Origin of the sequence: Arthrobacter sp. AK01, assembly GCF_021109375.1 — a bacterium.
GTDB lineage: Bacteria > Actinomycetota > Actinomycetes > Actinomycetales > Micrococcaceae > Arthrobacter.
In genome coordinates this window covers 127,382-151,933 of the sequence record NZ_JAJOHP010000003.1, presented here as the reverse complement: position 1 = coordinate 151,933, position 24,552 = coordinate 127,382, and the positions used below count along the sequence as shown (strand labels likewise).

Genomic DNA, 24,552 nt, shown 5'->3' with positions numbered 1-24,552 from the left:
GCCCACACCACTACGAACACCCAGCCCGCCCCACTGACACCCCTGGAAAACGCGATGTCCCGCCAGGCACGCCTCCACGACGAACACTTGGCGGTCTGAGATGGAACGTGTCGCTTTCCTGATCGAGGACACCGGGGAACACCTTGGCTGCCTGCTCAACCCTGAAACCGTGGTGATGCAGCGGTCGGCCGGTGTCGAGGCACGAAGGAGTGCGGGCGGCAAACTGAGCGGCAGCGGGTTGGCGGACGACCCCCTGCTCTTCACCGGTGGCGGACACACGGAGCTGCGGCTGGATCTGTTGTTTGACGTCGACCTCGCGCCGGCGTCGCTGCATGTCCAGGACGTTCGGCAGATGACCCGCCCCATTTGGGCGCTCGCGGAGAACAGCGCCGAAGTCGAAAGGCAGCGCAGGCCGCCGTCGGTCCGGTTTGTGTGGGGCCGCGCCTGGAACGTGCCGGGCATCGTGACGGAGGTGGCGGAGCGTTTCGACCGGTTCGCACCCGACGGATCACCCCTCAGGTCCTGGATGCGCATGGTCTTCGTCAGGGTGGGGCAGGCAGCTGATGAGGAAGGCGGCGAGAACTACGAACTCGCCCGGCGCCTTCCCGCCGTCGACCTGACAGCGCCTCCCGTGGACACGCTCCCCGTCACCGGTGACGGCAGCACGGACCGGGATGCCTTAATGCCCGACGGCGGCGAACTGCTTCCCGAGGTACCCCCGGCTGAGCTGGGGCGACTGTCCGTGGAAGCGTTCGGCACGCCCCTGCTCTGGAAGCTGCTCCTGGAGTACAACAACATTGACGATCCCGCACATTTCACCGGCCCACTCGCCGTTCCGCCCATGGGTGATACACCATGAGGCAACTGCAAGGCCTCCCCGAACTCATCGTCACCCTCGGCCGGCGCAGGCTCAGCACTGCCGAAACCGCCGCGATAGTTTCCGTCCAGGTGCTCAGCTCACTCGCACGCCCGGCCCAGTGCCTCATCAGTTGGCGTCCCGGCCCCGGCCGGACGGCCGCGGCCAGGGGAGGCGTGGATCCGGCACCGGGAGATGCCCTCAGGGTAGAGCTCGGCGGCCAGCGGACACCGCTTTTCGTGGGCGAGGTGACAGTCGTGGAGTACAGCTACGGCGCAGACCTCGGCCAGGAAATCCGGATCAGGGCCTACGACGCACTGCATCGCCTGAGGAAGCGCCAATTCACCCGGCTCCACGACGACGTGGATCTCGCAGGATTAGCAAGGAAACTCTGCGAAGGCACCGGCCTGGACGTGGTGGGCGGCGGTGATCGGCTCGGCCAGGTCTACCAGTGCGCGCGGACGGACCTCAGCCTCCTCGTGGAACAAAGCGCCCGCGTGGGCGCCTACCCCGTGGTGCACGACGGTGCCCTCAGGCTCACAGGACTCGACGGCGAAGGCGAACCTTTGGAGCTGACCCTCGGTGCCACGCTTCATTCCGCCGACATCGAACTCAGCCAAGAGCCGGCCTATGCAGGAGCCAGGACCAACGGGTGGCGCAGCGACGACGCTTCCATCCACCAAGCCGACACCACAAGCAGCGACGCCAAAGCCCAGGTCACGGCCGATCCGGCGCTGGCAAGTGTAGGGGCGGGCGGCGACCTCAGGCGGGACAACGAAGTCCTCGACTCAGGGGCGCTCGCCGACGCTCTGGCCAAGGCCGAGCTGGACACCAAGACCGCAGGCCAGGTCACGGCCGTCTTTGTCGCCGAAGGCAACCCACGGCTGAGGGCAGGCGGCCGGGTAAGGATCAAGGGAGTGGCGCCGAGCATTGAGGGAACGTACCTGATCGCGAGCGCCTCGCACCGCTTGGACGGAACCGGCTACGAAACCACCCTGACCACCCGGCCCCCGGGTTCCGTACCGGAACGTCGCCCGGACGTTTTTACCCTGGGGACCATCGTGGATGTGGATGATCCCGAGTCACGGGGCCGTGCCCGGGTCAGGCTCCCCGCCTATCCCGACCTCGAAAGCAACTGGGCCCCTGTGCTGACCGCGGGAGCAGGTCCGGGCAAGGGACTCGTTGTCCCGCCGGCTCCCGGGGACAACGTCCTGGTCCTCCTCCCCGCCACAGATCCTGCTCAGGCCATCATCCTTGGCGGCCTCTATGGCAGCGAGCAGCCGCCGGACAGCCGGATCGGCACCGAGAGGGAGAGCCGTTACACCTTCCGCAGCGCGGACGGTCAACAGATCATGCTCGACGGCGGTGCCCACACCATCAGCTTCACGGACGGTCACGGCTCCTCCGTAGAGCTGGGACCGGACAAACTCAGGATCACGGCGGCCACGGACCTGGTGCTCGAGGCCCCGGGCAAGGCCATGAAGATCCGCGCCAAATCCGTCGACTTCGAGGAGGCCTAGGTATGAGGATCCTCGTCAAGGAAGCCATCCTGCGCTGCGGGCACGACGGCAAGGTGGAGAACGTGCCGTCCCAGGAGTGGGTCCGGGTCAAGGATTCCCCCATTCTGGTGGACAGTGATCCCCAGGGCAGGGACATCAGCATGTGCCCGCATATCGGTATCAACATCAAGCCGTGCAACAAGACCTTGCCTGTGACCAGGGGTTATTCGACGTTCATCTCGATTGGCGGCAAGGCGGTCTGCCTGGACACGGTGGAGGGCTTCACCGACGGAACTCCCCCGGGTGCGGTCAAGTACAACGTCCGCAGGCCCGGGCAAACGCTGGTGGGAGCCACTTCATGAAAAGGCACCAGCCATGAGCGCCCCACGGTATAAGTCGGTGGCCTTCATCCACCCGGATTTCGACGCCACCGCCGGCATTCCCGGGCTCAGGCTCACGGCGTCGGGCATGCTGGCTACCGTCACGGACGCGGCGTCGGTGAGGCAAGCCCTGCTCCTCCTGTTGAGCACCCGGCCCGGCGAGCGCGTGAACCGTCCAACGTACGGGTGTCATCTGTTCCGCTTGGCCTTCGCGCCGGCCGACGACACCACGGCCGGCCTCGCCATCCACTATGTGGCAAGGGCGGTAGAGCAGTGGGAGCGCCGCATCACGGTCCTTTCCCTGGATGCCTCGAGGTCGCCGGAGGAGCCTGAAGTACTTGAGGTCAGGCTGAAATACCGTGTGCGGGCCACCCAGCTTGAGGACCAGATCACGATCGCCCTGCCTGTGGAATCCGGAGGTGCAACATGAGTATCCCCGTGCCCAACCTGGACGACCGCAGTTTCGCGGATCTGGTGGCCGGTGCCCGCGAGCGCATCCAGCAGATCGCCCCGGAATGGACCGATCTCTCCGTCCACGACCCCGGCATCACCATCGTGGAGGCCTTCGCCTACCTCACGGACACGCTGATGTACCGGCTCAACCGCGTGCCGGAGAAGCTTTACGCCGTGTACCTGAACCTGCTGGGCACGTCCCTTTATCCGCCCAGCACGGCCGAGACAATGCTGGAGTTCAGCCGCGCCTCTTCCACAGGTCCAGCAACAGAGCAGGAAATCCATATCCCGCGCGGCACCCAGGTCAGCTGCCCACCCGGCGTCCCGGGTTCACCGCAGCCTGTATTTACGACGACGGCGGCAGCCACGTTGGCGCCCGGCAAGACAACCGTCCTGGTCCCTGCAGCCGATGTCGCCTTATACGACGCCATCCCTATCGGTACGGGAACTGGCAGACCCGGCCAGGGCCTGGTGATCCCCAACGCTCCGATCGTCTCAGGCGCCGGTCTGGCAATCGCCGTCGAGGTTCCGGCAGGGACGAGGCTCAGCAGCGGCGAGGCGGTGCTGGTGGACGGGAAGACATTCAGGTACTGCCAGGAGGTGGAGGCGTTCGCCGACGCGAGGCCCGGGGAGATGCCGGTGCGGATAGACCGGAGTGCCGGCGTCGCCATGTTCGCGTGGTGGGACGAGGAGTCCACAGGGCGGACAGGCCAAAACCAGGTACCTGCCCCGGGCGCCCAAGTGCGTGCCTGGTATCGCAGCGGCGGGGGCGCTGGCGGGAACGTCGGCGCCGGCCAGCTCACAGTGTTGCGCTCCCCTGTTCCGGGCGCCAAGGTCACCAATCCGGAACCGGCCACCGGCGGCCGCGATGGCGAATCCTTGGAGAACGCGCTGAGGCGTGCCCCGCAGGATTTCCATGCCCGCGACCGGGCTGTCACCGTCCGCGACTACGAGGTCCTGGCCCTGCGGCACGGCGGTGTGGGGCGTGCGCGCGCCTTCACTCGAAAGGAGCTGTGGGCGTTCGCCCGACCCGGCGAAGTGGAAGTCGTGCTGGTGCCGTTCGTCCCGGGAAGTGGGGCAGCGGGAAGCGGGGCAGCGGGCAGCCGGACAGCGGCACAAAAGCCCCTCAGGGCTGCCGAACTCGTCGCCCATGCCCGCGACGAAGTACGGCTGGAGGTGGAACAGTACCTCCGCAGGCGCTCCACGGTCGGCGCCGAACCCGTGGTGCGCTGGGGGCTCTACAAGCAGGTGCTGGTGGACGCGAGGGTCGTTGTCCGGCCTGACGAAGATGCCGAGGCCGTCAAGGCCCGGATCGTAGGCCGCCTCTCTGAAGGAATCAGCCCGTTGAGCCCGGATCCTTCAAGCTACGGGTCGGGGTTCGGCAAGCCCTTGCGCGTTTCCAACCTGTACCGGGCCATGGAGGAAGCCGAGCCCGGGGTGCAGTACGTGGACCGGGTGACGCTGGAAGTGGACAAGGTTCCGGACACCGATGCCATAGCACTGGTGCAGGCCGAAGGCCAGGACAACACATGGTTCGTGGCCCAGGGCAGCACGCTGTTCCGCACCACGAACGCCGCCGACGGCTGGGAAGCCTGCGCAGAGTTCGGGGACACAGCCGACACAGAGGAAACAGTCCGCTCCATCGCGCCGTTCCGTTCGCCCGCGCCGGGTCGTCTCGGTCCCGAGAAGCACCCTGGAATGGTGGCCGTCAGCACCGTCACGGCCACGGGCTCCCGTGTTTATATCAGCGATGACCTCGGCGAATCCTGGCGCAGGGCAGCAGAGCTGGGTTTCGTCGTCGCCGATTTGTGCTGGGTGGATCGGCAAGGCGAGCCGCTGTTGCTGCTGGCCGGCGAGCGGGGTCTCTATGAACTTCCCGTGAGCCCGGGTTCCATTCCGGTGCAAAACGTGGTGGACACGAGCCAGCCAGACCGCGGTTTCTACGCCGTCGACGCCCTGGTGGATGTGCGCGGCAGGACCGGAGTGGTGGTGGCCGCCGAGGCCTCCGCCGGTGTGTGGCTCTCCCCCGACGCCGGAACGGCCGGAACGTTCAAGCAGGTGAAGGCGGCCGGCGAGGACATCCGCTGCATGACAGTCCAGTACGACGGCGGCGCGAGCTATGTGTGGCTCGGCCGCGCAGTGCCGGAGGGCACCGGGACGGGATGCCTGCGGCTGAAGATCGACGAACTGGGCCGAACGGATTTTGACGAATCGTTCATGGACTCCTGGGAGCAGTTCAGCGGCGGGTGGACCGGTGGCAGCTGTTGGGGCGTGCACGTGATGGGCAAGGCCGCCTATGCCGCGACGCAAAGCGGCGGCGTCCTGCGGTTGCAACTTGGTCAGGCGTCGGCGCAATGGAGTGTGCCTGATGTGAACTGCAAGCTGCCGTTGCGGGACCGGACCCGGTTTGAGCCGGTCCGCTCAGTGTCGGGCGCTGTTCTGGACGGCGGCCAGGTCTTGGTGCTGGCCGCCGGGCCCAAAGGTGTCTACAGAAGCAAGGACGACGCCGTCACCTGGGAAAGCTGCACGCGGCGGGTGGTGGATGATCTGGTGACGCTGCCGGATACGTGGCTGTTCTGCTCCGGCGACCACAGGATCGAGGTGGTCCACGGACATGGCTAGCACCTCCGACGTCCAGGCATCAAAGCTCCTCAAAGTCCTCCCCGAAGTGTTCCAGGTAGCCGCCGATACCAGCGCCCCCATGCAGGCACTTCTTGCCGTGGCAGAGGACATGCACCAGCCCGTCCGGCAGGTCTTGGACCGGCTCCATACCGTTCCGGATCCTGGGCGGGCACCGGCGTCGTTGATTCCGTTCCTGTCGCGCTGGGTGGACCTTGACTGGTTGACGCTCCCCGGGGCAGAAGGTGCCGCTGGGGGTTCCGGCGCGGTTCCCATCACACGCCAGCGGGACCTGATCGCCGCCGCAGCGCAGCTCTCCTCGCGGCGGGGAACCGTCGACGGGCTCACCCGGTTCCTGCACCTTGCCACGGGAGTGGCTGGTTTCGACGTCGAATCCGTCCCGGGCGCGTTCCACATCAAGGTGCTGGTCCCCGCGGACGCAGCCGGGCAGCTGGAACTGATCGGGAGGATCGTCAAAGGCGTGAAACCGGCGCACATAACCGACGAGATCGAGGTGCGGACCGGTGAATAAGGAGAACCGGACACCCATCATGGTGGTGATCGCTTGTGGCGTGGTGGCGGTCCTGGTGCTGGTGTTCGGTGTCAGCTGTGGCGGAGGCAACGATGACGCCGCCGCAGATTGGCAGGGCGGATTCTCCGGTACAGCGGTGGCAGCGAAGCTCACTGCGGCGGACTTGTCGGTGCAGAGCGGCTCGTGTTCGGCGTCCGATACGCAGCTGGTGGTAACAGGCGCCTGCGTGTTCGAGGTGAAGGAATTCGGCGGAGGCTGGTTCTCCTTCGGACCGCCTACCAAGCGGGCCAGGCTGGCGCCCCAACAGCTGGTGAGGGTCTCATTGTTCATCCAAGGCACCCGTGCCGAGCAGGACTCCGGCCCGGGCAAGACAGTGGACGTGACCTTCGGGACCTCCGGTGGACAGCTGGGAATCGCTTGCCTGGCCATAGGGGCCTGCGTACTGCAACTCCAGGAAGCCGGAGGCTGAGATGAACCTTTGCACGCCGAATCCATCAACCGCCATCCCAGGAGTTGTTGTGCCATGACTACCATCACCATGACGTTGAGCTCCCCGGACGTTGTCCTCAAGGATGGCAAGGGATCGCTGACTGCGTCCGTCACCAACGGCTCCGCCGAAGCCGAGCGGGTAGTGCTCGGCGCGTTCCCCGGGCAGGTGACCAATCCGCCGTCGACAACGTACGCCACCATCCCCAACCCGCTGCGGACCATCGCAGCCGGGGCCACGGAGCAGTACGTGGTCAGTTTCGACACCGCCGGCGCTGCAGCGGGGAGCTACCCCGTGAAGCTGATTGCGTACTCCGCCGACGACGCCCCGGAGGACTACGCGGACCAGGCGCATGTCGTCACGTTGAGCGTTCCCGCTGCGGAGGCACCCAAACCACCGGCGCCCTTCCCATGGTTGTGGGTGATCATCGGCGGCGTGGTGCTGCTGGCCGTCGTAGGCCTGATCCTGTTCTTCATCTTCAAGGACGCCAACGTTCCCGATGTGAAAACCAAGCCGCAGGCCGAAGCGGTGAAGATCATCACCGATGCGGGCTTCACAGCCACCACTTCGCAGACTGAGAGCACTGAGGCGGAGGGAACGGTGGTGAACCAGACCCCGGCCGGCGGCGAGAAAGTGGGCCGCGGCAGCACGGTGAACCTGGAAATCGCGGCGCCGGTAAGGGCCACCGTGCCGGACGTGCTGGGGCAGCGCATCGAGGATGCGCGGGCGGCTTTCCAGGCCGCCAAGCTGCAACTGGACTTCACGCAAGGATCCCAGTGTTTCTCGTCCGCCTTTGAGCCGCTCTTCAGGCCCTGCATCGTGGTGGGCGTGAACCCTGACGTCGGCAGCAAGGTCAACCAGAACGCGTTGGTCCTGGTGCGGACGGAGCCACGGCTGAGCCCCATCTTCGATCCACTGCCAAACATCTGCATGACCAATCCGCAGGCCTGTGTGCTGAGGCTGCAACGGTGAGACGGTTTTGCCTGCTGGGGCCGACGCTATGAAAAGATCAACCATGCGTCCGATGCAGCACTCCAGCAAACTCCAGAACGTCCGCTATGAACTCCGCGGTCCCATCCTCCAGGCTGCCAAGGCCATGGAGGCTGAGGGACACCGCATCCTCAAGATGAACCTTGGGGACACCGCGCCGTTCGGTTTGGAGGCGCCGGAGTCTGTTGTGGTGGACATGATCCACCACCTCCGCGGCGCGCAGGGCTACAGCGATTCGAAAGGCATCTTCTCCGCCCGCACCGCCATCTCGCAGTACTACCAAACCCGCGGGCTGATGACCATCGGCGTCGAAGACGTCTTTATTGGCAACGGCGTCAGCGAGCTCATTTCCATGACCCTGCAGGCGTTCATGGAAAACGGCGACGAGATCCTCATCCCTGCCCCGGACTACCCGCTCTGGACTGCTGCCGTGACGCTCACCGGTGGCCAGGCAGTGCACTACCTCTGTGATGAAGACGAGAACTGGTGGCCGAATATGGCCGACGTCGAAGCGAAGATCACCCCGCGCACGCGTGGGATTGTCATCATCAACCCGAACAACCCCACGGGCGCCGTGTATCCGCGGCATATCCTGGAGCAGTTCGCAGCCCTTGCCCGGAAACACGACCTTGTCCTGTTCTCCGATGAGATCTACGAAAAGATCCGCTACGTCGATGCTCCCCATATCCACACCGCCGCCGTGGCAGAGGACGTGTGCGTCCTGACATTCAGCGGGCTGTCCAAGGCGTACCGCATGCCCGGCTACCGGGCTGGCTGGGTTGCCGTCACCGGGCCGTTGACAGCGACGGCGGCCTACCGTGAGTCCTTGGAACTACTGGCTTCACTACGGTTATGCGCCAACGTCCCGGCGCAGCACGCCATCCAAACCTGCCTTGGCGGGTATCAAAGCATCGAAGCCCTCATCCGTCCCGGTGGGCGGCTTCGCGAGCAACGGGATCTCGCCTGGAAATTGTTAACGGCGATCCCGGGCGTCAGCTGCGTTCCGGCTGCCGGCGCCATGTACCTCTTTCCCCGCCTTGACCCGGAGATCTACCCCATCGAGAGCGACGAGAAGTTCGTGCTGCAGCTCCTCCAGGAGCAGAAGATCCTGGTCTCGCACGGCACGGCCTTCAACTGGCCAACGCCCGACCATTTCCGTTTCGTGATCCTGCCCGACGTGGGAGACATCGAGGAAGCGGTGCGCCGCATCTCCACCTACCTCGCCGCGTACCGGAACCGGCCCACGGACGAGCCCAACTGAGTCGCAGCACATGCCGTTTTGAGCGCTCACAACGCCCTGATCTGCGACCTACTTGGGTGGGGCCGGTCGAAAGTGTCACACTTCCCGCGTCGGATCCGACATCCCTGATGTAAGACTCCATCGCTGAAGGGAAACATCATGCCCCGCATCAACATCGGCCGCAGCAACAAACTCGGCTACGCCGCCGTCATCGGGCTGGAAGGCTACGCCCGCAAGTCAGTCGACCCGGATCTGTATGAACTGATCAAGCTCCGCGCCTCCATCCTGAACGGCTGCGGTTTCTGCGTGGACATGCACGCCACGGACGGCGGCAAGCGCGGAATTCCGGCCCGCAAACTGCATGCCGTCGCAGCGTGGCAGCATTCGAAAGTGTTCTTCGATGCCCGCGAGCAAGCGGTACTGGCCCTCACGGACGCCGTGACTCAGCTCGGCCCTGAGACGGTCACCGACGAAATCTGGAACGCGGCGGCCACCCATTTCGACGACGGCCAGATGGGCGGCCTCATTCTGGCCATCTCCACCATCAACGTCTGGAACCGGATTGCCATCAGCACCCAGATGGAGCCGCCGTTGGATGAGAAGAACCCACTGGTCTGAGCGGTAGCGTTGGCAGCATGACTCTTGGGGTGTCGGCCACTGCGGCGTGGCAGAGCGAACGGAACCGGCTGCTGGGGATCGCGTACCGGATGCTGGGCGACTTCGGCCATGCCGAGGACGTCGTCTCTGAGGTTGCGATCGACGCCGTACGGCAGGAGCGGAAAGCGGAGTCCCGGGTGGATTCCTGGCCCGCGTGGCTGACCACCGTGTGCGTCCGGCGATCCGTGGATCGCGTCCGCCAACTCGCCGCAGTGAGGGAAGACTACATTGGCCCATGGCTGCCCGAGCCGCTGGATATGGCCACACTCCCAGAGGAAGCGGTGGCCAACCGCGAGCTCTTGTCATTGACCTTGCTGCACCTCGCCGAGCAATTGGCCCCGGAGGCGCGGGCAGCTTTGGTGCTGCACCGCGCCTTCGGGATGTCCGCCCCGGAAATCGCGAAAATCCTGGAGAAAACACCCGCCGCTGTGCGGCAGATGATTTCCCGCGCCGAACGCCGTCTGGACATCGACCCGGAAGCCCCCGCTCCCCGGGCGAAGGACCGGGCAGCGTTGGACAAACTGGTACACGCCATTGAACAGGGCGAACTGGAGACCGTGGTCGCCATGCTTGATCGGGACGCTATCCTATGGGCCGACGGCGGCGGCAAGGTAAAGAGCGCCATGAACCCGCTGTTCGGGGCGGCAAGGATCTCACGCTTCTTTGCGGGCATTTTCGGCAAAGCGGTGGTTTTCGATCCCGTGCGGCCGGTCCGGGCCGAAATCGTCGAGGTGAACGGCGAAGCGGCCCTGGTGCTCAGGCATCACGGCCGTGCAGACATCGTGACGATCAATTGCGGACCGGACGGGACCATCCGGGAGCTGCGCCAGCTTTCCAACCCGGACAAGCTGACGCGGCTTTCGCTTGTTCGTTAGTTCCTAGTCCCCCGCAGAGCCACTCACGCGAAGGGCGTTGATGATCGCCGGGATGGAGGCGATCAACATGATCACTGCCCACACCAGCGCCACCACCACGGTGATCAGGGCCCAGAATTGATCCCCGATGGACACCAGCGGTCCAGGCAAGAAACCGTGAATGACGCCCAGAATGATCTGGAGCAGCACGGACACCGCCAGGAGCACCACCAAGCCCGTGACCTTGAGGAACTTCGGCTGGCTGAGGATCAGCAGCACGGCGAATACGATCTTGAGCAGCAACAGCAGGCCCAGAATGGCCGCGGCCTGGCCCTTGGGAAAGCTCCCCCACAGGGCCAGGTACGCGATGGTTCCAAACGGAGCTGCCACGAAGAGCCCGATCATGAGGAACAGTTTCGCCAACGCCAGCATCGCCGTGATGAATGCAGCGATAACCCACAGCAGCGTCACGATCAGGGTGGCAAGGCCCTGAACACGCCCATAGGTCCGAAGGTCCATGATCAGGCTGAGCCCCAGCATCACCACCGTGAACAGCACAAGCCCATCCAGGAATGCCAGAAAACCAATCCCGGCACCCGGTGGATCAGAGTCCGCGCGCTGTGTCTTGAGGAAGACTTCCAGCGGAACGCCCAGTTTGTTGGCGTCGGCGGCGGAGACGGGCTCGACGGCGGCCTGGCCCAGCAGGAGCGACATGCCCACCTCGGCCAGGACTACTACGGCGAAGACAACCAGTGCCGCGTAGAAGAAGGGACGGCGCAGGGCATCCGGGTCAGGCCCGCTGCGGAACCCCTCGCGAATTGACCACGCTGCGGCCATGGGTCAATTGTGGCACTGGGGGTTTCAAATACAAGGTTCGTCCCGATCCGGGGGTGTCCGGCTGCAACCACCACGGGTTGATCCCCGGTTGTGGTGGCGGGAATGAGGGTCAGGATGCCACGGCCGACCGGCGCCGAAGCCGCGCTACCAGCGTGGCGGCGAGTAACGCCGTCGTGATTTCCAGTCCGATGACCAGCAACAGTCCGGCGGCGCCGGATGAAGCAACAGCGTTCGACGCCGGTCCCCCGCCGTGCGCGTGGCCGGAACCGCCTGCTCCCAGCAGCAGGACAGCATGCAGTCCCACCATTGCCAGGGCTGAAATGGTCACTTGATGCAGCGCGCCGACCCGGCTGTGGCGCCAGATGTGAACAGTGCACGGGATGCACACGGCGGCCAGGCCGATCATGAGGATGCCCAGCCAGGCGTCGTGGTGTCCCGAGGCCGCGAGCCAGAGATGGACCAGGCACGAAACGGCTGTCAGCGCTGCGCAGAGGCGGGGATGGAGGACGGGCCCGCGTGAACGGACCCGTCCTGCGACGATTGTCATGTCTAGTGGCAGTGCCCGGAGGCTTCGCCGTGCGCGTCATCGGCTGCTTCACCGGAGGCAACGGGCCCACTGTGGCAGCTCGATCCCGACGAGTTGGCCGGCACGTCCAGGACGGGGCTGCGGTCGAAGAAGCCCTCGGGACGCAGCTTGAAGCCAACTGTGTCCACCGGCATGATGGGCCAGTCTTCCACGCGCGGGAAGTGTGTGAGGCCGAAAGTGTGCCACACGACAATGTCCTGGCCGTCGATGTCGCGGTCCTGGGCAATGTACGCGGGCAGGCCTCCTCCTCCGGAGTGCTGGTTGACGAAGTCGCCGGTGGGGTAGCGTTCCTCGTCGGAGTAACGGGTGACCCACACGTCCTTGGTGGCGAAGGCTGCCCGCTTCGCAATGGAGGAACCCGGGTCTGCCAGCAATGTGGGCTGGTTTTCTGCGTGGAGCTTGTAGCCGACCGGTTCGCCGAGCCGGTTGCGGGACTCCGGGTTGGAGATGATCCAGGTCCGGCCCGCCCGGGCATCGGCTTCACGGACGCCGTCGGACTCCTTGGCCAGGAGCGTGCGCTTGCGGGAGAACGCGTTGCCACGTTCGTTGCCTTCGCCCATGGCCTGGCGCACCACGTCTTCTTCCTCCACGCGGTTGGCGAAGCCATCAATAGCCATATCCAGGCGGGCGCTGAAGAGGTGCTGGTGGAACGGGGCTCCGAGGCCGGGGGCGAGCTGGGAGATGTTGTCCGAGCCGCCTTCGGGGAAGGCACTGGTGAAGACGACGCCGGTGGCCTTGGCTTCGAACTCGATGGTGCCGTCCAGGTAGAGGTACCAGTAGAAGCCGTAGTCGTAGTTGCCAATGGTGGTGAAGAAGGAGATCACCAAGCGGCGGTTGCGGCGGGTGTAGTTGATGCCGCTCCAGAGGTCGGAGTGCTTGGAGAGGATGCCCCAGTCTTCCTCGTGCATGCAGATGCCGTTGCGGATTTCGCGGGGGTTGCCGAAAGCGTCGCTGATGACCGGGCTGAGGTAGGTGATGTCACCCAGGCAGTCACAGCCCAGTTCCAGGGAGTTGGCGTACTGGCCCACGAGGTATTCGCCGGTGTCGAAGTAGTTCTGCCAGGACCGGATGGGCGAGGGATCGCCGTACGGCACCACCATTTCTGCGATGGAGGCACGGTTGATGATGGGCCGCTTCGTGTCGCCATCCTGGAAGGCAAGGTTGTGGAGGACAACTCCTTCGCGGACATCGAAGCCGACATCCACGCTCCACTTTTCCCACTCCACGTGGTTGTTGCCGGTGACGGTGAAACTCGGTCCCTCCGGCTGGGTGATGCTGATGGGCTTCTGGGTGGTGCGGAGTGGGCCGGTGAGTTCCGGATCGGTGTAGTTTCCGTGTTCCGCCGGGATCGGCATCACGCCAAGGTCAATGACCTGGGTGACTTCCTTGTTCACCACGTCCACGTAGGCCACCAGTCCGTCCACGGGGTGGGCCCAGGCGCTGTCCTCCGGGAAGTCCTGCACAAAGGCCAGACCACGGAGGATGCGGCGGCCGCGTTCTTCTTCATATTCAAAGTAGCCGGCGGACAGCGGAGCAACGCGCACTTTTTCCACCTCCAGGTCCCGGGCCGCAAGGGCAGCCAGCCAGCGCTCATCCGTGGCCAGGAGCGACTCGACTACCTCGAATTCCTCTTCCAGCACAGGGAGTTCGCCGGATACTTTGGTGTCCAGTTCCCTTGCCGAAAGGACCTCGCTGCGGGTGACGGAGACCAGGACGTCGGTGGGAGCACCACCGGAAATGTCGTGGAGGAAGACCCGGAAGCGGCGGTCCAGCTCCGTGGCGCTGCGGGAGGGATCCACCAGGCCAAGGTAGGCGATCCGCTTCTCCGTGCCCAGATGTCCGGCGGCCTGCAGGATTCCCTGCACCAGGGAGATTTCGGCGCCCGTTGCCAGGCTGTACTGCGTTTCCTCGATGGCGACTGTCTCAGTTGCTGTGGGCGTCATGGCTGCCTCTTGTCCGGGACCTATGATGGTCAGGATTTATTTTCTATAGGTGTAGAGAATAACCAAAACGTAAGATGGGTCACAAGACCTGTCCACCATTTATTTTTCCGGGAGCCCACACAGTGCCAAAGATTGTGGACCACGATCAACGACGCCTCGAACTGGTGGACGCAACCTGGCGGATCATCGCGAGGCTGGGCATGGAAGGCGCCACCATGCGGGAAATCGCCGAAGAAGCCGGCTTCGCCAACGGTGCGCTAAAACCATACTTCCCCACCAAGGACCTACTGCTGACCTCGGCCTTCGGGCACGTGTTCAACCGCACCAACCAGCGCATCGCCACCATGACGGAAGGACTCTCAGGAGTCGCAGCGCTCCGGGCCTTCTGCACCGAAGTCCTGCCGCTGGATGAGGAACGCGTCAACGAAGCCCGCCTCGTCATCCCGTTCTGGCAGAAGGCACTCAACGACGCCCATATGGCAGCCCTCCACAGCGAGTCCATGAACCAGTGGCACACCACCATCACCGCGCATACGGCAGCAGCCCGGGCGGCCGGCGAGATCGCCACCCCCATTGGGGACGCCGCCGTCGCCGATCACCTGCTCAACATGATGCTCGGCGCGCAGATCGTGGCGGCACTGTCCCCAGCGGAACACTTTTCGCAGGACTTGGCAGGGCAGTTGGATAACTACCTGGCCCTGCTGGTGGCTTAGACAGCGAGTAGCGACCCGTGCTTACTGTCAGCATTGGCTCGATTTACCGTTTACAGATTGGTAGCGGAATCGCTAGGAATCTGTAATCTCTACAGGAATGACCAATTACATATTCATAGCGATACCGATATGATTATGAAATGGCCTTGAGTATCCCCGAGTTGGCGAAGCGCCTCAACGTCAACGAGAGCCGAGCGCGGCAGCTCGTCCAGTCCGGACGTATACGCGGTCAACGAGTCGGTGGACGCTGGATCGTTGAGGAAGCCGACGCCGCCCAGTACCGGCCGGGTAAGCCCGCCGGCCGGCCATTGTCCGAACGCAGCGCATGGCAACTCATGTCCTGTTTCTGGGACGACAGCCCCCGGCACTCCCTCCTTGAACACCTGGCCCCCTCGCCGGTCGAGAAACATCGCCTAAAAGAACGCATCAGCCGGCTGCAGGACTCCCCCGACTTGCCAGAGCTTCTCGCTTGGCTGGCCAATCGCGCCGAAAAGTTCGAGTTCTCTTCCAGCCCGTCCGACATCGCCGAACTTCGGGAGGACAAACGAATCCACCTCTCGGGAGTCTCTCACCCGCGCTCTGGGCTGCTGGCGAACTCAGAGGTTGAAGCCTACGTGCAACGCGATGACCTCAGAGACGTCGTCAAGGACTGGTTCCTAGTCGAGCCCCATCCTGGGAAGAGACCAAATGTCATCCTCCGCGCCGCCGAGCGAGTCCCCAGCGAACTTCCCCCACTAGTGGTGGCGGCAGACTTGGCCGAACGGCCCGGTGTCCGCGAACAGCAGGCAGCACGCGAAATCCTCAGGGGTATCCATGCCCATTGAACTTCCCGCAATGCTCACCGAACAGCAGGAAGCCTGGCAAGCTGTCTTCGAAATCCATAACGCGATGCCGCAGGGGTGGGTGCTGGTCGGCGGACAAGCCGTCTTCCTCCACGCTATCGAGCGTGGCGCCCCGTACGTGCGCCCCACCAAGGACGCCGATATGGCGCTGGACATCCGGGCATACCCGACCATGCTGCACGATTTCACTGAGCTCCTCGTGAAGCTCGGCTTCGAATCCGCCGGAGAATCCCTCGAGGGCTACCAGCATCGATGGCAGCGCGGCGAGGCCTTGGTGGACGTCCTCATCCCGCGCCATTTAGGTGAACGCGCCGAGAAGAGACGCGGAATTACCGGCGGGACCACAATTGCCGCCCCCGCCAGCCAACAAGCGCTCGACCGCTCCGAAACCGTCGAAGTTCAAGCCGGGTCAGCGTCTGGTCATGTGAACCGGCCCAGCATCATTGGCAGCCTCATCGGCAAAGCGGGAGCGCTGACCATCATCAACGACCCCCTCCGGCAGCGACACATCGACGATTTCCTCACTTTGGCCTCTGCCGTCCGGGCCTCCGACCTTCGTGGCGTCACCTACAAGCGCGCCGAACGGGACCACTTGGCAAATATGCTTGGTCGTCTTGCCAATGAACCGGAACTCATGGAACAAGTGCTTGAAGGTGCCGAGGGCGTAGAACGTCTGCGAATCTCGCTGAACTAGCGCCTTAGCTCGTAGCGCCCGACGCCACCACGCCGACACCCAGCCCGGCAATCACGCCACTGCTGACACGCTCGACGACGGTGCTCACCTTCGGGCGCTTGAGCCAGCGCATCGCCTTGAAAGCGACGACGGCGATCATCGAGAGATACGCGAAGGCAATGACGGCAACAACTACGCCCAGAATCAGGGAAGTGCCCATGGTGTCCCCGCCGTGCGGGATGAACTGCGGAACGACAGCCAGGTAGAACAAGCCCACCTTCGGGTTGAGGAGCGTAGACAGGGCACCTGCTCCCAGGGCGGAGAGCCGGCTGTACGGGAGCGGCGCGTCGCCCATAGTTCCGTCGGCGCCGGCTTTCGCTGCCTTCCGGGACTTGATGAACGAAGATACGCCCAGGTACAGCAAGTACAGGCCACCGGCGATCTTGACCCAGCGGAACAATTCCGCGGACTGTTCGAGGATGGCGGCCAAACCGACGCCCACCAGCGCCGCCCACATGATCGCGCCCGCCGCTGAACCTGCCGCCGCCGCAATTCCCGCGCTGGGTCGGTTCAATGCAATGCGCAGCACCAGGAACGTATCCGGACCGGGCGTGACGGACAGGACAAGGCAGAGGCCAGCGAAGGCAGCAAGGGAAGCAAGAGTCACAAGACCGATTATCAGTCAGGACGCCCCGAACGGAAAGCGTTCGCTTCCCGTCAAGGGCTGTTCGTCCAACGACAAGGCCCTGACGCGTGACGCCGACCACACTGGAAACATCGCCGCGTGCCTCACTGGCCGCCAAGACTTACTACCCGAGCGGAGTACCAATGGAGACTTACGACGCCCTGCTGGCCTCGATCACCCCGGCCGACGGCCAGAACAGCCGCACCATCCTTGACCCGGCGACGGGCGAGGCTGTCGGCGAAGCACCTGTTCACACTGTCGAAGACCTCGAATCCGCCATCACCGCCGCCGCTGCCGCGCAACCGTCGTGGGCTGCCCTGGGCCACGACGCCCGGTCCGCTGCGCTCATGAAGGCGGCCGACGCCGTCGAACGCTCTGCCGAAGAGCTCGCCCAGCTCCTCTCCCGCGAGCAGGGCAAGCCCCTGAACGGGCCGAACGCCCGCTTCGAAGTCGGCGCTTGCGCGGCCTGGCTCCGTGCCACGGCCGCAACCCCGCTGGATCCCGAAACCGTGGTGGACGACGGCGAAACCCGCGCCGAACTGCACTACCGGCCCATCGGCGTCGTAGGTGCCATTGGCCCGTGGAACTGGCCCATGATGATCACTGTCTGGCAGATCGCCCCGGCCCTGCGCATGGGCAACGCCGTGGTGGTCAAGCCTTCCGAATACACCCCGCTGTCCGTGCTGGCGCTGGCCGCGATCATCAATGAAGAACTGCCCGCGGACCTGCTGTCCGTGGTCTCCGGCGGCCGCGACGTCGGCGAAGCACTGGCATCGCACGACGCTATCGGCAAGGTCATGTTCACCGGCTCCACCGCTACAGGCAAGGCGATCATTCGCTCGTCGGCCGATACCGTCAAACGCCTCACACTGGAGCTCGGCGGCAATGACGCAGGGATCGTCCTGCCCGATTCGGATCCCAAGGCCATCGCCGAGGGCTTGTTCTGGGGCGCGTTCATCAACACCGGCCAGACCTGCGCCGCCCTCAAGCGCCTGTACGTGCACGAATCCCAGTACGAGGCCGTATGTTCCGAGCTCACCGCTGTTGCTGCGGCGATGCCGATGGGCAACGGCCTGGATGAGAACAACGTGCTTGGACCGCTGCAGAACCGACAGCAGTACGACATCGTGGCCAGGCTGGTTGAAGCGGCCCGCGGGTCCGGTGCGCGGGTGCTGATCGGCGGCAACCCCGACGCCGACCAGCCGGGCAACTTCTACCCCACCACGCTGGTGGCCGACATCGACAACGACAACCCGCTCGTGGCCGAGGAACAGTTCGGACCCGCCCTGCCGATCATCAAATACAGCACCGTAGACGAGGCGGTCGCCAAGGCGAACGCGCTCGACGTCGGACTGGGCGCCTCGGTCTGGTCCTCGGACTTGGGTGCCGCCCGCGAAGTCGCATCCCGCATCCAGGCCGGCACCGTGTGGATCAACAAGCACGGAGCCGTGGACCCGCGCATCCCGTTCGGCGGCGCAAAGCAGTCCGGCTATGGCCTGGAGTTCGGTGCCGAGGGCCTCAAGGCCTTGGGTGTCCCGCAGATCATCAACGGCTAACCCCTTTCCCAACTGAGTCGCAGCAGAGCGCGTTTTGAGCCCTCAAGACGCGCTCTGCTGCGACATAGATGGGTTCTTGGGGCGCATGGCGAGTGCTGTCGCGAGGATCATGACGCCGGACCCGGCTATCGCGAGGACGCCGGACTCGTGCTCGACCCTGGCGACAATGGCTGCGCCGATGGCGAGGACTCCCGTCCCGGCCAGGATTGGTCGCCGAGCGCTGGCACTCCATGCGATGAGCGCGACGCCGAAAAATGGGCTGTACATGAAGGCCAAGGCGACGTCTGAGAAGAAGAACGCTATTGCGGTGAAGCAGAGCAGCCCGGCCGCGCTTGTCCTGTAGTTCAGATGCCGGCAATAGAGGTAGACGGCCAATGCTGACAGCAGGCTCAAGGCATGCGGGAGAGCATGCCAGGGGCCGGGCGTCAGCACATGCCCGCCAACTGTGCCTGAAAGTAGGACCGCCCAAAGCAGGGTGCTCAGTCCGATGACGGTGGCCGCAAAACTTGCAATCCGCTGCCCCTTGAAAGCCATGTTGTGCGTTTGGAACACTTTTGCAGTCGTCACCGGCCGCCCCCAATCCTTGCCCTGAACCTAGAGAAGGCGGTTCCCACTTGTCCAGTCACAGGGTGGACGCGGTTGGGAGGCCGGGCGCTCCGCATGTAAGCATGGGCACCATGGCCCAGAAGATTGCGTACCAAGGTGAGCCCGGAGCCAATTCGGATCTCGCGTGCAAGGAAATGTTCCCCGACCTCGAAAGCGTCCCCTGCGCGAGCTTTGAGGACGCCTTTGAATTGGTGTCCACAGGCGAAGTCGATCTGGCCATGATTCCGATTGAGAACTCCATCGCTGGACGCGTGGCCGACATCCACGTCCTGCTTCCGCAGTCGAAGCTCCAGATTGTTGGCGAGTACTTCCTTCCGATCCGATTCGACCTCCTTGGCATTCCGGGCAGCACCATCGAAGGCGCTACGGAAGTCCACAGCCATATCCACGCGCTGGGTCAGTGCCGCCGGATCATCCGCGAAGCCGGTCTGAAGCCGGTCATTGCCGGTGACACCGCCGGCTCGGCCCGCGAAGTCAGGGACTGGAACGATCCCCGCAAACTCTCCCTCGCTCCGCCGCTCGCCGCCCAACTTTACGGGCTGGACGTCCTGGCCTCCGGCGTCGAGGATGACCCTACCAACACCACCCGCTTTGTTGTCCTGGCCCGTGAACGTGAGCTTCCAACGAAGGAAGAACTTCCGGGTCCGGCGATCACCAGCTTCGTTTTCCGGGTCCGCAACGTCCCGTCCGCCCTCTACAAGGCACTCGGCGGCTTCGCGACCAACGGTCTCAACATGACCCGGCTGGAGAGCTACATGGTGGGCGACGAATTTGCCGCCACGATGTTCCTTTCCGACGTCGAAGGTCACCCCGAGGACGCCCGTCTCCGCCGGGCGCTGGAGGAGCTGGAATTCTTCACCACGGAGGTCAGGGTACTGGGCGTCTATGCCGCGGACGGATACCGCGAACGGAACACTGTCAGCGCCTGACGATTTCACGGGGCTGGGACAACCGGCTGCGATCTTTAGTACACGATTGCGTGAATACATCTGCGCATGTACTTTGGTTTTCATGGAGACACTCACGCATGCGCCAGTCCTGGCCCGCTTTGGCTACGCCGTCTCAGACCCCACCCGCGCGCAGGTCCTGCTGGCCCTCACCGAAGCGCCGTCATACCCGTCTGACCTGGCGGACTCTGTCGGGGTATCGCGCCAAAGCATGTCCAACCACCTGACCTGCCTGCGCGGCTGCGGTTTGGTTGTTGCAGTCCCGGACGGCAGGCGCACCCGCTACGAATTGGCCGACGCCCGCTTGGGTCACGCGATCAAGGACTTGCTGGGCGTCGTCTTGGCCGTGGACCCTGCTTGCTGCGCGCCGGACGGAACCTGCGTGGCATGAGCCGTCCGCTGCTACTCCTCACAGCGGATCGCCGGCTGGTTTTGATGCGTCGGATCCGGCTGTTCGCCGCCGCGACCATCACATATAACGTCCTCGAAGCCATCGCGGCCCTCTGGGCTGGTGGAATGGCGGACTCTTCAGCCCTGATTGGCTTTGGGCTGGACTCCGTGGTGGAAGTCGCTTCCGCAGTGGCCCTGTCCTGGCAGTTCTCCTCCAAGGATCCCGAACATCGCGAACACCTGACGCTGCGTATCATCGCCGTCTCATTCTTCGCACTGGCAGCGTTCGTCACTGTGGACGCAATCCGGTCGCTCACCGGAGGGGGTGAAGCCCAGCATTCCACGCCAGGCATTGTGATAGCGACTTTGAGCCTTGCGATCATGCCGGCCCTTTCCTACTACCAACGCCGGACGGGCAGGGAACTTGGCTCCAAGACCGCAGTGGCGGATTCCAAACAGACCCTGCTCTGCACGTACCTCTCAGGCGTGCTGCTGATCGGACTGGTACTGAACAGCACCCTTGGTTGGTGGTGGGCCGATGCCGGCGCAGCACTGGTGATTGCCGCCATCGCCGTTCGTGAAGGCGTGAACGCCTGGCGCGGGGACGTTTGCTGCACCGCCCCCAGCGCAAACACGCAAACCCATTTCGTGTCAGATGACGACTGCTGCAAAACGGTGGAAGCAAAGCCGCCGGCGTAGAACAGCCCTCCCTTTCAAACCAGTCACCCCCGCGACCAGAAAGCAGCCATGACGCAAGCACCGCCCCGCCCCCAGCCCACCGTAGACACCGCCAAAAAGGTCCGCATCATCGTGTGGATCGTCATCGCGGCTGTCGTGGCGGCAGGGGTCATCTGGTTCGCAGTGTTCACGGCCACCAAGCCGGCCCCCAGCACCGCTGGGCCGGCGGGCGGAGCGCAGTTGGTCCGCGAAGACAGCCACAGGATCACCACTCCTGCCGCTGAAAAGGCCCAACTGGTGGAGTTCCTGGACTTCGAATGCGAGTCCTGCCGTGCCGCTTATCCGTTGGTGGAGGAATTGAAGAAGGAATACGGCGACCGGATCACGTTCGTCCAGCGCTACTTTCCCCTCGCCGGGCACAGGAATTCCGGAACTGCCGCCTTGGCCGTTGAAGCCGCAGCCCAGCAGGGCAAGTACGAGGTGATGGCGGCCAAGTTGTTCGAAACCCAGCCGCAATGGGGAGAAAAATCGGACTCCCAGGCCGCGACTTTCCGCAGTTACGCACAGGAACTCGGCCTGGACATGGTGCGATACGACGCAGCCGTCGCAGACGAAAAGACCCAGGCGCGAATCCGAAAGGACGCAAGTGACGGCAGCGCACTCGGCGTCACAGGTACCCCGACGTTCTTCCTCGATGGCAAGAAGCTCACCTTGGACACCGAGGAGCAGTTCCGCGGGCTGCTTGACGAAGCCGCCAAATAGGCTCGCCTGCGGTCCGGTGGATCAGGACTGGCCGGAGAGCGTCAGGGTGATAAGCACGATGTTCAGTCCCACGATCAGGGTGGCGCTGGTCCAGCCAGCGACCTTCAAGGCCATGGAATCCGCGTGGATGCCCATGACGTCACGCTTGCCGGTGAGGCGGATCAGCGGGATCAAGGCGAAGGGGATGCCGAAGCTCAAGAGCACCTGGCTCAGGACCAAGGCCAGGGTCGGCTCGATGCCCGCACCAAGGATGATCAGGGCCGGAATGAGCGTGATGACCCGGCGCGTCAGAAGGGGGATGCGGATTTTCAGCAGGCCGCCCATGATGGTGGCGCCTGCATAGCAGCCAACCGAGGTTGAGGCCAGGCCCGAGGCAAGCAAGCCGATGGCGAAGATAACGCCGATGGCCGGACCTAGAGCTGACGTCACTGCAGCGTGTGCTCCGGCGATAGTGTCCGTTCCCTCGATGCCGCGCAGGCTGGACGCGGCAAGCAGCAGCATCGAAATGTTCACCACGCCCGCCAACAGCAGGGCGCCTGCAACGTCGAACCGCGTTGCACGGATCAGCCGCGTCCGCACGGCGGGGTCCTCCGAAAAACCATGACGGTCGCGGGCCAAGGCCGAGTGGAGATAAATCGCATGGGGCATGACGGTGGCCCCGAGCATGCTCGCCGCCAACAGGACCGTATCCGTCCCCTCGAATCGGGGCACCAGGCCAGCCATGGCGCTGCCTGCATCCGGCGGGTTCACGAACAGACCGGAGACGAACCCAACGGCAATGACGCCCAGCAGCACCAGGATTGCGTACTCGAAGGACCGCTGCCCGCGGTGTGACTGCAGCGCCAGCAGCAACATCGAAGCCACGCCAATGATGACGCCACCGGCAAGCAACGGGAGTCCGAAAAGCAGGTTCAAGGCCACTGCCCCACCGATCACCTCGGCCATGTCCGTGGCACCAGCAACGATCTCAGCTTGGGCCCAATAGAGTCGCCGCCGCTTGGTACCCAGCCGCTTGCCCAGGATTTCCGGGAGGCTCATTCCCGTCGCCAAACCCAGTTTGGCCGATTGGTACTGCACCAAGACAGCCATGGCGTTGGCTACCACCAGCACCCACACCAACAAGTACCCGTAGTTGGCACCAGCGGTGAGGTTCGCAGCTACGTTGCCCGGATCCACATAGGCGATCGCGGCGACGAAGGCCGGGCCCAGCAGCAGGAGCCGTGACCACGCCCTGCTGGGCGCACGACGGGTTTCGAGAGTAGGCGCAGCCATGGTCATCCTCATCATCGGGGCGTTCTGCTACGAGGATAGCCGAAATTTAGGCGTACCGAAAAGTATGTTTTAGGCACTCCGGCGATGCTACGTGATACTCGTGCCCTAGGGGCGCCCGTACTCACTTGAACGGCCATGGGCCAACCCGGTGGGTATACCGATCAGTACAGGTTCAGGGGTGCCGCAGCAGCCACCGGCTTCCTCGACCACTTCCGTCAAAGACAGGGTGGCCGGAACGTCGCAACTGGTACCGGCGTCGGAAGAGCAAACACCCGTTTCCGGCAGTTCAAGGTGCACAGTATCCGCCGCCACGTGGTCCCCGGCGAGCGCCGCAGCCACGGACCGGACCTGCTCATAGCCGGTGGCCATCAGGAAGGTAGGCGCCCGGCCGTACGACTTCATGCCCACAATGTAGAAGTCCTTGTCCGGGTGGGCCAGCAGTTTGGCCCCGTGCGGCTGAACGGTGCCGCAGGAGTGGAACTCGGGATCGATCAGCGGCCCCAGTTCCATCGGGGCTTCAACGGCAGGGTCCAGGTTGAGGCGCAGTTCGCGGAGCATCTCAAGATCGGGTCGGAAGCCAGTACAAGGCACGACGACGTCCGTCACCACCGCACGGCCGTCACCGGAGATGACGGTGACGCCGCCTTCGGAATCGGTCAGCGAACTGATGCCGAAGCTTCTGTGCAGTTCGATCTTGCCGGCTTCTACCAGCCGACGGAGTCGGGATCCGAGTTGTCCCCGGGCAGGCAGCCCATCGGCGTCACCGCCTCCGTAGACCTTGTCTGCCGAAGCACCGCGCACGGCCCATAGAATCCTGGTTTCGGGCTCTTCCTTCGCCAGTTCAGCAAGGTTGATCAGGGTGTTGGCTGCTGAGTGCCCAGCGCCGACCACCAGGACACGGCGGCCCGCGAATGAGGCGCGGTCCCGACCAACGACATCCGGCAGAGGTGACGAAATCCGGCGTGTTGCCTTCAACTCGCCGATGGCGGGCAACCCCGAAGTCCCCAAAGGGTTGCGGGTTGACCAGGTTCCTGAGGCATCGATGACAGCTGCCACGACATGGTCGCGGACTTCGCCCGAAAAGTACTCAACGCGAACGATAAACGGCGTCGTGTCACGGCTGCGGGTATGTGTCTTGTCCATGCCCTGCCGGGTCACGACGAGGACGCGGGCTCCTGTCTGGAGCCGGGACGAGATCTCCGGCGTTGCAGCCAGCGGTGCCAAATAGTGGTCGATGAGTTCCCCGCCATAAGGGAGCGCCGTGAGCCGAGGCGGCTCCCAGCCCGTGGGTTCGAGCAGCCGGACGCCCGCGGCGTCGAGGTTGAACCGCCAGGGGGAGAACAACCGGATGTGGCGCCACTGCTCAATGGCTGCACCCGCCGTGGGGCCGGCTTCGAAGATCACGGGCTCCAGCCCGCGTTCCAGTAATTGGGCCGCAGCAGCCAAACCGATAGGGCCGGCACCGATCACGGCGACAGGAAGGTTCTCATCCATG

Annotated in this window: 26 protein-coding genes; 19 read left to right on the top strand and 7 right to left on the bottom strand. The window is 64.4% G+C overall.

Annotated elements, in window-relative coordinates:
* Nucleotides 1–100 precede the first annotated feature (100 nt).
* From LN996_RS02250 to LN996_RS02200, 11 genes are all read left to right on the top strand, one after another.
* Complete coding sequence (locus LN996_RS02250) at nt 101–859, top strand: hypothetical protein (RefSeq protein ID WP_231338566.1); 759 nt, start codon at nt 101–103, stop codon at nt 857–859.
* Nucleotides 856–2,376, top strand: coding sequence for a phage baseplate assembly protein V (locus tag LN996_RS02245; RefSeq protein ID WP_231338565.1), 1,521 nt, complete (start codon nt 856–858; stop codon nt 2,374–2,376). Before LN996_RS02250 ends, LN996_RS02245 begins: the two co-directional genes overlap by 4 nt.
* A gap of 2 nt (nt 2,377–2,378) precedes the next feature.
* Entirely contained in the window at nt 2,379–2,717 is a 339-nt protein-coding gene (locus LN996_RS02240; RefSeq protein WP_231338564.1) for a hypothetical protein, read from the top strand.
* Nucleotides 2,718–2,730: 13 nt separating this feature from the next.
* The gene (locus LN996_RS02235; protein WP_231338563.1) at nt 2,731–3,165 is read left to right on the top strand and encodes a GPW/gp25 family protein; all 435 of its coding nucleotides are present in this window, start codon (nt 2,731–2,733) and stop codon (nt 3,163–3,165) included.
* Complete coding sequence (locus LN996_RS02230; protein WP_231338562.1) at nt 3,162–5,810, top strand: baseplate J/gp47 family protein; 2,649 nt, start codon at nt 3,162–3,164, stop codon at nt 5,808–5,810. Before LN996_RS02235 ends, LN996_RS02230 begins: the two co-directional genes overlap by 4 nt.
* Nucleotides 5,803–6,339 carry a phage tail protein gene (locus LN996_RS02225; RefSeq protein ID WP_231338561.1) on the top strand — a complete coding sequence of 179 codons (537 nt, stop codon included), beginning with the start codon at nt 5,803–5,805 and terminating at the stop codon, nt 6,337–6,339. Before LN996_RS02230 ends, LN996_RS02225 begins: the two co-directional genes overlap by 8 nt.
* Nucleotides 6,332–6,808, top strand: a complete 477-nt coding sequence (locus tag LN996_RS02220) for a hypothetical protein (RefSeq protein WP_231338560.1) — start codon at nt 6,332–6,334, stop codon at nt 6,806–6,808. Before LN996_RS02225 ends, LN996_RS02220 begins: the two co-directional genes overlap by 8 nt.
* A gap of 54 nt (nt 6,809–6,862) precedes the next feature.
* The gene (locus LN996_RS02215) at nt 6,863–7,798 is read left to right on the top strand and encodes a PASTA domain-containing protein (protein ID WP_231338559.1); all 936 of its coding nucleotides are present in this window, start codon (nt 6,863–6,865) and stop codon (nt 7,796–7,798) included.
* A gap of 43 nt (nt 7,799–7,841) precedes the next feature.
* Entirely contained in the window at nt 7,842–9,077 is a 1,236-nt protein-coding gene (locus LN996_RS02210) for a pyridoxal phosphate-dependent aminotransferase (protein ID WP_231338558.1), read from the top strand.
* A 138-nt stretch (nt 9,078–9,215) separates the two neighbouring features.
* Entirely contained in the window at nt 9,216–9,674 is a 459-nt protein-coding gene (locus LN996_RS02205; RefSeq protein WP_231338557.1) for a carboxymuconolactone decarboxylase family protein, read from the top strand.
* 17 nt (nt 9,675–9,691) lie between these two features.
* Entirely contained in the window at nt 9,692–10,588 is an 897-nt protein-coding gene (locus LN996_RS02200; protein ID WP_231338556.1) for a sigma-70 family RNA polymerase sigma factor, read from the top strand.
* A 3-nt stretch (nt 10,589–10,591) separates the two neighbouring features.
* On the opposite strand, the gene LN996_RS02195 is transcribed toward LN996_RS02200, so the two are convergent.
* The 3 genes from LN996_RS02195 to LN996_RS02185 all read right to left on the bottom strand — a co-directional run bounded on the left by LN996_RS02195 (nt 10,592) and on the right by LN996_RS02185 (nt 13,933).
* On the bottom strand, nt 10,592–11,404 hold the full coding sequence (locus LN996_RS02195) for a hypothetical protein (RefSeq protein ID WP_231338555.1): 813 nt from the start codon (nt 11,402–11,404) through the stop codon (nt 10,592–10,594).
* A 109-nt stretch (nt 11,405–11,513) separates the two neighbouring features.
* The gene (locus LN996_RS02190; RefSeq protein WP_231338554.1) at nt 11,514–11,951 is read right to left on the bottom strand and encodes a hypothetical protein; all 438 of its coding nucleotides are present in this window, start codon (nt 11,949–11,951) and stop codon (nt 11,514–11,516) included.
* A 2-nt stretch (nt 11,952–11,953) separates the two neighbouring features.
* A complete protein-coding gene (locus LN996_RS02185; protein WP_231338553.1) occupies nt 11,954–13,933 on the bottom strand; it encodes a primary-amine oxidase in 1,980 nt (659 codons plus the stop codon).
* Nucleotides 13,934–14,055: 122 nt separating this feature from the next.
* On the opposite strand from LN996_RS02185, the gene LN996_RS02180 reads away from it, so the two are divergent.
* From LN996_RS02180 to LN996_RS02170, 3 genes are all read left to right on the top strand, one after another.
* Nucleotides 14,056–14,646: a TetR/AcrR family transcriptional regulator gene (locus LN996_RS02180; protein ID WP_231338552.1), complete on the top strand. Its 591-nt coding sequence runs from the start codon at nt 14,056–14,058 to the stop codon at nt 14,644–14,646.
* A 140-nt stretch (nt 14,647–14,786) separates the two neighbouring features.
* Nucleotides 14,787–15,470 carry a helix-turn-helix domain-containing protein gene (locus LN996_RS02175; RefSeq protein ID WP_231338551.1) on the top strand — a complete coding sequence of 228 codons (684 nt, stop codon included), beginning with the start codon at nt 14,787–14,789 and terminating at the stop codon, nt 15,468–15,470.
* The gene (locus tag LN996_RS02170) at nt 15,460–16,182 is read left to right on the top strand and encodes a hypothetical protein (RefSeq protein WP_231338550.1); all 723 of its coding nucleotides are present in this window, start codon (nt 15,460–15,462) and stop codon (nt 16,180–16,182) included. The genes LN996_RS02175 and LN996_RS02170 overlap by 11 nt, the downstream gene beginning before the upstream one ends.
* Before the next feature lie 4 nt (nt 16,183–16,186).
* On the opposite strand, the gene LN996_RS02165 is transcribed toward LN996_RS02170, so the two are convergent.
* The gene (locus LN996_RS02165; RefSeq protein ID WP_231338549.1) at nt 16,187–16,828 is read right to left on the bottom strand and encodes a LysE family translocator; all 642 of its coding nucleotides are present in this window, start codon (nt 16,826–16,828) and stop codon (nt 16,187–16,189) included.
* A gap of 161 nt (nt 16,829–16,989) precedes the next feature.
* On the opposite strand from LN996_RS02165, the gene LN996_RS02160 reads away from it, so the two are divergent.
* Nucleotides 16,990–18,402 carry an aldehyde dehydrogenase family protein gene (locus LN996_RS02160; RefSeq protein WP_231338575.1) on the top strand — a complete coding sequence of 471 codons (1,413 nt, stop codon included), beginning with the start codon at nt 16,990–16,992 and terminating at the stop codon, nt 18,400–18,402.
* Between the two features lie 42 nt (nt 18,403–18,444).
* Here LN996_RS02160 and LN996_RS02155 read toward each other — a convergent pair whose 3' ends face one another.
* Nucleotides 18,445–18,969, bottom strand: a complete 525-nt coding sequence (locus LN996_RS02155; RefSeq protein WP_231338548.1) for a hypothetical protein — start codon at nt 18,967–18,969, stop codon at nt 18,445–18,447.
* Nucleotides 18,970–19,079: 110 nt separating this feature from the next.
* Here LN996_RS02155 and LN996_RS02150 point away from each other — a divergent pair, with 110 nt between their 5' ends.
* The 4 genes from LN996_RS02150 to LN996_RS02135 all read left to right on the top strand — a co-directional run bounded on the left by LN996_RS02150 (nt 19,080) and on the right by LN996_RS02135 (nt 21,785).
* Complete coding sequence (locus LN996_RS02150; RefSeq protein ID WP_231338547.1) at nt 19,080–19,937, top strand: prephenate dehydratase; 858 nt, start codon at nt 19,080–19,082, stop codon at nt 19,935–19,937.
* Between the two features lie 82 nt (nt 19,938–20,019).
* Nucleotides 20,020–20,346 carry a helix-turn-helix transcriptional regulator gene (locus tag LN996_RS02145; RefSeq protein WP_231338546.1) on the top strand — a complete coding sequence of 109 codons (327 nt, stop codon included), beginning with the start codon at nt 20,020–20,022 and terminating at the stop codon, nt 20,344–20,346.
* Nucleotides 20,343–21,044: a cation diffusion facilitator family transporter gene (locus tag LN996_RS02140; RefSeq protein ID WP_231338545.1), complete on the top strand. Its 702-nt coding sequence runs from the start codon at nt 20,343–20,345 to the stop codon at nt 21,042–21,044. The genes LN996_RS02145 and LN996_RS02140 overlap by 4 nt, the downstream gene beginning before the upstream one ends.
* Nucleotides 21,045–21,092: 48 nt before the next feature.
* A complete protein-coding gene (locus LN996_RS02135; RefSeq protein WP_231338544.1) occupies nt 21,093–21,785 on the top strand; it encodes a thioredoxin domain-containing protein in 693 nt (230 codons plus the stop codon).
* A gap of 21 nt (nt 21,786–21,806) precedes the next feature.
* On the opposite strand, the gene LN996_RS02130 is transcribed toward LN996_RS02135, so the two are convergent.
* Together LN996_RS02130 and LN996_RS02125 are read right to left on the bottom strand one after the other, a co-directional pair.
* Nucleotides 21,807–23,057 carry an Nramp family divalent metal transporter gene (locus LN996_RS02130; protein WP_231338543.1) on the bottom strand — a complete coding sequence of 417 codons (1,251 nt, stop codon included), beginning with the start codon at nt 23,055–23,057 and terminating at the stop codon, nt 21,807–21,809.
* A gap of 105 nt (nt 23,058–23,162) precedes the next feature.
* Complete coding sequence (locus tag LN996_RS02125) at nt 23,163–24,551, bottom strand: NAD(P)-binding protein (protein WP_231338542.1); 1,389 nt, start codon at nt 24,549–24,551, stop codon at nt 23,163–23,165.
* Between the last annotated feature and the right edge of the window lies 1 nt (nt 24,552).